Origin of the sequence: Ruixingdingia sedimenti (genome assembly GCF_031432425.1) — a bacterium.
Taxonomy (GTDB): Bacteria; Pseudomonadota; Alphaproteobacteria; order Rhodobacterales; family Rhodobacteraceae; genus Ruixingdingia; species Ruixingdingia sedimenti.
The window spans coordinates 1-8325 of the sequence record NZ_JAVKPH010000068.1 but is presented as its reverse complement, the minus strand read 5'-3'; the positions used below and the strand labels follow the sequence as shown (position 1 = coordinate 8325).

The following is an 8325-nucleotide window of genomic DNA, read 5'->3' as shown; positions in this document are numbered from 1 at the left end:
CCGTGCTCAACGGCTTCACCGCGCTCGGCACGCCCATCACAGAGGTCGCAGGATAAATCTGTCCGGGGAAAGGGGAAGTCCGATCAGCAGCCGATTTGTGCAACAGAGCCCATCCCGGTCAAAACAGGGGCGGGGCAGGGGCGACTCCGAAGTCATCGCGGCGGCGAAGGCGCGCGCCGTCGCCAGCCACACCGGCGGGACCGGAAGTCACCCCCCCGCTCATCCCCCCAGCCCCGGCAGGCGGCGCGCGACCAGATCCGCGGCGAACCCCGCGTCCGCCGGGTCCAGCGCCATCACCTGCCCCCACTCCCGCGCCGTTTCCGCCCCGATCTTGACCGTCGCGTCGATGCCGATCTTGCCCGCCAGCCCCTCCAGCGGCGAGGCGAAGTCGAGGTAGTCCATCGGCGTGCGGTCGATCAGCATCACGTCGCGCGCAGGGTCCATCCGCGTCGCCAGCGCCCAGGCGATGTCGTCCCAGTCGCGCGGGTTCACGTCGCCGTCCACGACCACGACCATCTTGGTGTAGGAAAACTGCGGCAGCATCCCCCACAGCGCCATCATCACCCGCCGCGCCTGCCCCGGATACCGCTTGTCGATCGCCACCACCGCGATGCGGTAGGAACAGCCGGCGGGCGGCAGCCACAGGTCGCGCACCTCGGGGATCTGCTGGCGGATCAGCGGCAGGGCCAGGTCGTTGAACACCTCGCCGATGACCGAGGGCTCGTCCGGCGGCCGCCCGGTGTAGGTGGACAGGTATAGCGGATCGCGCCGGTGGGTAACGGCACTGACGCGCATGACGGGGAAGGGCTCCACCGCGTTGTAATAGCCGGTATGGTCGCCGAAGGGCCCCTCGGGCGCGGTGTCGCCGGGATGGACCCAGCCCTCCACCACGATTTCCGCATCCGCCGGAACCAGCAACGGCACCGTCCGCGCCGGAACCAGCCGCGTGCGGCTGCCGCGCAGGACGCCGGAAAAGGTCATCTCCGACACCGTTTCCGGCAGCGGCAGCGCGGCCGACAGCAGCAGCGCCGGATCCGCCCCCAGCACCACGGCGACCGGCATGGGCTCGCCCGCCCGGTCCCATGTGCGGTGATGCGCCGCCCCGCCGCGATGCGCGAGCCAGCGCAGGATCAGCCGGTCCGGCCCCGGCACCTGCGCCCGATAGACGCCGAGGTTGTAGCGCGCGACCGCCTCCGCCGTGCTGTCCCGCGGGCGCGTCACCACCACCGGCCAGGTGATCAGCGGCCCGCCATCGCCCGGCCAATGCGTGGGCACCGGCAGGAAAGACAGGTCGGGCGTAGCCTCCTCCTGCACGGGGGCGCGGGGGACGACCTTGGGCCGGGTCGCCAGCGCCGCCTTCAGCATCGGCCAGCGCCCCAGCGCGTCGCGCATCCCCTCCACCGGCACGGGGGCGCGCAGGGCGGCGAGGAATTCGCCCAGCGCCGGAATGCCCTCGGGGGCCAGCCCCAGCCCGGCGGCGACACGGGCGCGGGTGCCGAAAAGGTTGGTGATCACCGGAACCGCCGAGACGCCGCCATCCGCCCGTACCGGCGCATCGAACCGCAACACCGGCCCGCCCGCCGCCAGCACCCGCGCATGCACCGCGGTCATCCGGTGCCGCAGGGCCACCGGATCGGGGATCGCGGCCAGATCCCCCTGCCCGGCCAGCCAGGCAAGAAAGGCGCGCAGGTCGGGAAAGGGCGGCAGGGTGCGGATCGGGGCCTCCATCGGCTTTGCGCAGGGCGTAGCAGGCCGGGGGACGGGGCGACTTGACCTAAGTCAGGGTTGCCCGCAGCGAGGGGCCCCGCCCGGGGGCTCGCCCGGCGATGGGCGCAGGAGCCTCCGGCGGGGATATTTGGGGACAGAAAATGAAGATGCGCGGTTGTATGTGGAAGCGCGCCCTGCTCATTTTCTGTCCCCAAGTATCCCACGGGGGTGCGGGGGTGTGAAACCCCCGCCGCCGACCTGGACACACGCACGACCGTCGGCCATTTCCGCCAAACGGGCTCCGGCGCGGCATGGCGACGCAGCCCTGCCTGCCCCCACCTTGACCTAAGTCAGGTCCGCTCTTCCCCGCCCGGTCTATCGTTCCCGCGCGACCGGGCCGGCCCCGGCCGGGAAGGAGTACCATGCAGACCACCGCTACCCTGCCCCTCTGCCCCCCGCTGCTGGCGGCGGCGATACGGCCCTTGCCGCTGGCGCCCCTCGGCCTTGCCCTGTCGGCGCTGTCGCGGCGACTGGCGGCGCGGCATCCGGGGATGTTCCGGCGGCTTGGCGGCCATGCGGGCAAGCGGTTCGCGCTGGACCTGACCGATATGCCGCTGGCGCTGTTGCTGGCCCCGGGCGGCGGGCGGGTGCGGATCACCGCGCATCGGCGCGCACCGGCGGCAGAGGTGCGCATATCCGGCCCGCTGTCGGCCTTCCTCGGCATGATGCACGGGGCCTATGACGGCGACGCGCTGTTCTTTTCCCGCGACCTGACGGTCGAGGGCGATACCGAAGCGGCGCTGGCGCTGCGCAATGCCATCGACGACGCGGAACTGGATCTGGCGGCAGAGCTGCAAACCCTCGCCGGCCCCCTGCGCGCCCCGCTGGCCGCAGTGCTTACAGCGGCGGAACGGCGCACCGGCGTGGCGCTGCACCGGGTCGAGGGGGCCTGGGCATGATGGAACTCGTCTGCCCCGCCGGCACCCCCGCCGCCCTGCGCGCCGCGGTCGAGGCGGGGGCGCATGCCGTCTACTGCGGCTTTGCCGATGAAACCAACGCCCGCAACTTCCCCGGGCTCAACTTCAGCCGCGAGGAAATGGCGGCCGGCATCGCCCATGCCCATGCGCGCGGGGCCAAGGTGCTGGTGGCGATCAACACCTTTCCCCGCGCGGGGGCAGAACCCCTGTGGCATGCCGCGGTGGCCGATGCCGCAGCGGCGGGGGCGGATGCGGTGATCCTGGCCGACATCGGCCTTCTGGCCCACACCGCCGAACGCCACCCCGGCCTGCGCCGCCACCTGTCGGTGCAGGCCGCCGCCGCCAACCCCGACGCGATCAACCTTTACGCCGAGGCTTTCGGGGTCAAGCGCGTCGTCCTGCCCCGCGTGCTGACCGTGGCCGAAATCGCCGCCATCAACCGCGAGATCGACGTGGAGACCGAGGTCTTCGTCTTCGGCGGGCTCTGCGTGATGGCCGAGGGGCGGTGTTCGCTGTCCTCCTACGCCACGGGGCGGTCGCCCAACATGAACGGCGTCTGTTCGCCCGCCAGCCATGTCGTCTATGCCGAGGAGGGGCCGGATCTTTTCGCCCGCCTCGGCGGCTTCACCATCCACCGGACACCGAAGGGCGCGCCCGCGCCCTATCCGACGCTCTGCAAGGGGTGTTTCACCTCCGGCCCCCAGACCGGGCATATCTTCGAGGATCCCGTCAGCCTCGACGCGACCGCGCTGATCCCCGCGCTGGCCAAGGCCGGGGTCCGCGCGCTGAAGATCGAGGGGCGGCAGCGGTCGCGCGCCTATGTGGCCGAGGTCGTGCGCACCTTCCGCGCGGCGGTGGAGGCCGTGGCGGCCGGCCGCCCGATGCCCGAAGGCGCGCTCGCCCGCCTGTCGGAAGGGCAGGCCCGGACCACCGGCGCCTATGCCAAGACATGGAGGTGAGGATGGACCTGACCGTAGGCCCCAACCCGTTCTTCTGGGACACGCCGCTGTGGCAGGCCTTCCACGACGGCCTCGCCGACATCCCCGTCGCCCGCGTGGTGCTGGGGGAACTGGTCTGTTCCAAGCGGCTGCCGTTCTATCAGGATGCGATCCCCGGCGCGGTGGAACGGCTGCTGGCGGCGGGGAAGGAGGTCGCGGTGACGTCGCTGGCGCTGGTGACGCTGAAGCGCGAACGCAAGCTGACTGCGGATCTGGCCGATATGGATGTGCCGGTAGAGGTGAACGACCTGACCGCGCTGGCCCATATCCCGGCGGGGCGGCCATTCTGGGTGGGGCCGCTGGTCAATGTCTACAACGAAGGCACGCTCGGCTGGCTCGCCCGGCGGGGCGCGCAGCGGGTGTGCCTGCCGCCGGAATTGCCGCTGGCATCCGTCGCGCGGCTGGCGGCGGAGGGCGCGCGGCTTGGCGTCGCCATAGAGGTCTGGGGCCACGGGCGGGTGCCGCTGGCGATCTCTGGCCGCTGCTATCACGCACGGCTGCACGACCGCGCCAAGGACAACTGCCAGTTCGTCTGCGGCGAGGACCCGGACGGGCGCGAGGTCGATACCCTCGACGGCCGGCCCTTCCTTGCGGTGAACGGGGTGCAGACGCTTTCGGCCAGTTGCGCCAGCATGGCCCGGCAGGTGGAGGCGCTGCGCGACGCGGGCGTCGCCGCGCTGCGCCTGTCGCCGCAGACGGGCGACTTCGCCCGCCTCACGCGCCTTTACGCCGACCGGCTGGCGGGCCGGATCGACGGCGACGCGCTGGCCGCGGCGCTTTTGCCCGATACCCCGGGGGGGCGGCTGTCGGACGGGTTCCTGACCGGAGCCGCCGGGGCGGCGTGGTCGGGGGCGGCGTAGGGATGGACCGTCCTTCGCCGCCGCGTTCCCGCTGACGAAGGCGCGTGCCTTCGCCATATCCTGCGGGTTCCGCTGCCACGGGCGGGGGAAACGCGGTGCGTTTCCTGTGGCTGCCCGGCCCCGTTATGCCAGCGCGGGCCGCCCCGCCGGCGCCTCCATCCGGCGGTGCAGGTCCTTCGCCACGCGGGCGTAGGATCCCGGTTTCACCGGCAGTTGCCATTCCATGAACCGCTGCATCGGGCCGATGGACAGATCCATATCCGCCAGCAATTCGTCGATCTGGTGCATGGAAAAGGGGATGATGTTGGTGCCCCGGGCGTGCTTGCCCTCTGTCCGTTCCTCCATCCAGCGCAGGCGGCGGTCGGTCGCGGCCAGCTGGTCGCGTTCCGGCGGCAGGCGCAGCGCGCCCCCGATCAGCGCCGCGACCCACAGCGCGCCCATTTCCGCCGACAGCGGCGAGAAGAAGGACGAATTGTAGCCGTTGAAGGCAAGGTTCCGCACCCCGACCGGCAGGATATGGCGGTAAAGGCGGAAGTTGCCGCGGTCGTCCATCAACCGCGCCTGCACCTCGGCATCGAGGAACGGCACCTCCTGCCGCCAGCCGGTGCCGCAGATGACGACATCCGCCGGGATCCTGTCGCCCGACGTCAGCACGGCAAAACGGCGGCCGTCCGCGACCTCCAGCCGCGCGATGGCGGTGTCGCGTTTCAGCGCGATCCGCCCCTGCCGGACCAGATCGAAGAACCCGTCGGTGACAAGGCTGACGGTGGACCGCGCGATCCGCTCGAAACTGCCGCGCGGCAGGGCGCCGAGCTTTTTCAGCCCCAGTTGCCGGGTGATAAGCCCCTGCACCGATCCCAGCATGGAATTGCGCACCGGCCGTCCCGCGCCGTGCAGGAACTTTTCCACCCCCTTCAGTTGGATATAGGGAAACAGCCCCTCGCCCATCCGGGTCAGGAACAGGTACTTGTAGTTCAGCACCCCGCCGAGCTTTTTCGGCATCTTCCAGATCAGTTCGCGCGCAACGACCGTCATCGACCCCGCCGCATCGGCCAGCCCCACCGCCACGTCGCAGGACGACTTGCCATAGCCGATCACCACCACATGCCTGCCGCGCGCATCGTCGAGGTTGAGGAATTCGGATGAATGGCAGATCATCCCGCCCGCGGCGCGGAAATCCTCTGCACCTTCGAACGCGGGCACGGCGGGGGCGGAAAAGATGCCGTTGCAGATGGTGAGGAAGTCGAACACCTCACTGCGTTCTTCCCCGCCCTCCGGCCGATAGGTGACGGTCCAGCGCCCGTCCGCCCCCTGCGCGGCATGGGTCACGGGGGTGGACAGGCGGATCAGCGGGCGCAGGCCGAAATGGTCGGCGTAGGATTCGATGTACTTCTGCACCTGCCAGCCCGAGGGCCATTCGGGATAGTCCTTCGGCATCGGAAAGTCCGACAGGCAATAGGTGTCCTTGCCGTTCTGGGTCGAGACGCCGGGGTATAGGCGCGTCGTGCTCCATACCCCGCCCACGTCATGGACCTTTTCGAACACCGTCACGTCATGGCCGAAATCCCGCAGATGGCGGGCGGTGGTCAGGCCGGCGAACCCGGCCCCGATGATGGCGATTTTCATTGGTTTCCCTGTTGGTTGTCGGCGGGGGCCTGTTATGCGAAATGTTTCCCGGCCCCGCGCCGGGTGTCAGTCCATCAACAGCGGGATCGCCGGATCGGCCCGTTCGGGGCCCATCGCGGTATAGCCGCCGTCGACGCGGATGTCGGTGCCGGTGATGAAGCTCGCCTCGTCCGAACAGAGGAACAGCACCGCCGCCGCCACCTCTTCGGGGTCCGCCACCCGGCGCATCAGATGGAAGGGGGCTGCGACGCCATCGGTTTTCGCCCGGTCGCCATGGGTCAGCTGGTCCATGATGTTGCTCCATGTCCAGCCGGGCGACACGGCGTTGACCCGGATGCCCCTGGGCGCCAGATCCATCGCCTGATTGCGCGTCAGTTGCAGGATCGCGGCCTTGGACACCGGATAGAGCCACCGCCCCGTCTGCGCCACGCGCGCAGAGATGGACCCGAAGTTCACGATCGCGCCCCGGTTGGCGGCCAGTTCGTCCTCTGCCGCCTGCATCAGCATGACCGAGCCCACGATGTTCACGTCGAGGCTTTCCAGCCATTCCGCCCGGGTCGAGGCCGCGCCGTTGTCCAGATACGAACAGGCGACATTGACCAGAAAGTCGATACGGCCGAAACGGTCCTTCGTCGCCTTCACCAGATCCGCGATCTGGCCGTCGTCGCGCAGGTCGCAACGCTGAAAGGCGGCCCCTTCGCCGAATCCCGCGCCCGGGTCGGCGATGTCGGCCACCATCACCTTCACCCCCGCCGCGCCGAAGGCATCGACCACCGCGCGCCCGATCCTGGTGCATCCGCCCGGCACGATGGCCACCTTGCCCGCCAGTCCCCGCATGGCATTCCCCCTGTTTTCTTTGAGATTGAAGGAATTGTGCCCACCCTGCCGCCCCGGGCTATCCGGCGCGCGCGGGCATTATCCGAAAAACGAAAAAAACGTGACTCCCACAGGTTGGATTGGCGGCTTTCGTGCTAGTCTGCCCGCAGGGGAAACGGGGATCGGCCCGCATGAACGCGCTTCTCAAGGATCACGCCCTGTTCCATTCGCGCGATCTCGACGAGGCGCGGGAACGGGTGGCGGCGGTGTTCTGCCCGCACCGGCTGGAAACGCTCGGGGGGGCACGGGGGCTGTTCGACGCCCGCCACCACCACCTGCCGGGCCAGCGGCTGTCGCTGAACTACATCGAATACGGCGCGAAAACGCTGATCGCACCGGGGGAACTGCAAGGGTTCTACCTGCTGCAAATCCCGCTGGATGGCGGGGCGGAAATCACCAACGGGCGCGAAACCTACCTGTCCACCCCCGACCGCGCGGCGATCCTGAACCCCCATCTGCCCACCCGCATGACATGGGAGGAAGGCACGCGGCAGGTGCTGGTGCAGATTTCCCGCCGCGCGATGCAGGACCATCTGGCACAGCTTCTGGGCGGGCCGTCGGACCGGCCGCTGACCTTTCAGGGGCCCATCGACCTGCGGCAGGGGCCCGGCGCGGCGCTGCGGCGGATGGTGATGTGGCTGGTGGCGGAAACGGATGCCGGCAGCCCGCCCATCGGCCCCGCCCCCATGGCCGGGCTGATGGCGCATCAGATCGAAAGCACCGTCCTGTCGGGCCTGCTGGAAACCCCGCACGACCATGCCGCGCAACTCGCCCGCCTGCGCGCCGCCCCCCGCCCGCGCCACCTGCGGCTGGCAGAGGAATTCATCGCCGCCAACCTCGACCAGCCCGTCACGCTCGAGGATGTCGCGGCGGCGGCGGGCATTTCGCCGCGCGGGTTGCAGATGGCGTTCCGCGAATGGCGCGGCACCACGCCCCTGGGGTTCTGGCGCGAGGCGCGGCTGGCCCGCGCGCATGCCGATCTTCTGTCCGCGCCCCCCGGCACAAGGGTGACGGATGTGGCGCTGCGGTGGGGCTTCACCCATTTCGGGCGGTTCTCCGAACTCTACCGCGCGCGCTACGGCCTCTGCCCGCGCGACACCCTGCGCGCGGCGGGCGGATAGGCGGATCGATATTCATTTCCACCGCTCAGGCTGGCGAAGGCGCGTGCCTTCGCCACCGCGATGCAGATGGAGTTGCCCCGGCCGGGGGCCCAAAGCCCCCGGCCAGCGCCCGCCCCGCCCATGGCGGGCGCTTCTCGCCCGCCGGGGCAGGCGCTGGCCT

General features: G+C 70.3%; 7 protein-coding genes. 4 read left to right on the top strand and 3 right to left on the bottom strand.

Annotated features, from left to right (window positions below; all coding sequences use genetic code 11):
- Positions 1-219: 219 nt before the first annotated feature.
- The gene (locus RGD00_RS22490; RefSeq protein WP_310459478.1) at positions 220-1716 is read right to left on the bottom strand and encodes a UbiD family decarboxylase; all 1497 of its coding nucleotides are present in this window, start codon (positions 1714-1716) and stop codon (positions 220-222) included.
- A 413-nt stretch (positions 1717-2129) separates the two neighbouring features.
- Between RGD00_RS22490 and ubiT the strand changes: the two genes are divergently transcribed.
- From ubiT to ubiV, 3 genes are read left to right on the top strand one after another with little or no spacing between them, the layout of a single operon-like run.
- Positions 2130-2666 carry a ubiquinone anaerobic biosynthesis accessory factor UbiT gene (gene ubiT / locus RGD00_RS22485; RefSeq protein ID WP_310459476.1) on the top strand — a complete coding sequence of 179 codons (537 nt, stop codon included), beginning with the start codon at positions 2130-2132 and terminating at the stop codon, positions 2664-2666.
- Positions 2666-3643: a ubiquinone anaerobic biosynthesis protein UbiU gene (gene ubiU, locus RGD00_RS22480; RefSeq protein WP_310459477.1), complete on the top strand. Its 978-nt coding sequence runs from the start codon at positions 2666-2668 to the stop codon at positions 3641-3643. Before ubiT ends, ubiU begins: the two co-directional genes overlap by 1 nt.
- 2 nt (positions 3644-3645) lie before the next feature.
- The gene (gene ubiV / locus RGD00_RS22475) at positions 3646-4542 is read left to right on the top strand and encodes a ubiquinone anaerobic biosynthesis protein UbiV (RefSeq protein ID WP_310459475.1); all 897 of its coding nucleotides are present in this window, start codon (positions 3646-3648) and stop codon (positions 4540-4542) included.
- A 123-nt stretch (positions 4543-4665) separates the two neighbouring features.
- Here ubiV and RGD00_RS22470 read toward each other — a convergent pair whose 3' ends face one another.
- Complete coding sequence (locus tag RGD00_RS22470; protein ID WP_310459474.1) at positions 4666-6168, bottom strand: flavin-containing monooxygenase; 1503 nt, start codon at positions 6166-6168, stop codon at positions 4666-4668.
- A gap of 66 nt (positions 6169-6234) precedes the next feature.
- Positions 6235-7005, bottom strand: a complete 771-nt coding sequence (locus RGD00_RS22465; RefSeq protein ID WP_310459473.1) for an SDR family oxidoreductase — start codon at positions 7003-7005, stop codon at positions 6235-6237.
- 170 nt (positions 7006-7175) lie between these two features.
- On the opposite strand from RGD00_RS22465, the gene RGD00_RS22460 reads away from it, so the two are divergent.
- Positions 7176-8165 (top strand): AraC family transcriptional regulator, encoded by a 990-nt coding sequence (locus tag RGD00_RS22460; protein ID WP_310459472.1) that lies wholly within the window; start codon positions 7176-7178, stop codon positions 8163-8165.
- Positions 8166-8325: the final 160 nt, after the last annotated feature.

What these genes read in the sequence shown, in the direction of transcription:
- ubiV (WP_310459475.1), top strand. Translation starts at nt 3,646, where the DNA reads ATGGACCTGACCGTAGGCCCCAACCCGTTCTTCTGGGACACGCCGCTG.
- RGD00_RS22470 (WP_310459474.1), bottom strand. Translation starts at nt 6,168, where the DNA reads ATGAAAATCGCCATCATCGGGGCCGGGTTCGCCGGCCTGACCACCGCC.
- ubiT (WP_310459476.1), top strand. Translation starts at nt 2,130, where the DNA reads ATGCAGACCACCGCTACCCTGCCCCTCTGCCCCCCGCTGCTGGCGGCG.
- RGD00_RS22460 (WP_310459472.1), top strand. Translation starts at nt 7,176, where the DNA reads ATGAACGCGCTTCTCAAGGATCACGCCCTGTTCCATTCGCGCGATCTC.
- RGD00_RS22465 (WP_310459473.1), bottom strand. Translation starts at nt 7,005, where the DNA reads ATGCGGGGACTGGCGGGCAAGGTGGCCATCGTGCCGGGCGGATGCACC.
- ubiU (WP_310459477.1), top strand. Translation starts at nt 2,666, where the DNA reads ATGGAACTCGTCTGCCCCGCCGGCACCCCCGCCGCCCTGCGCGCCGCG.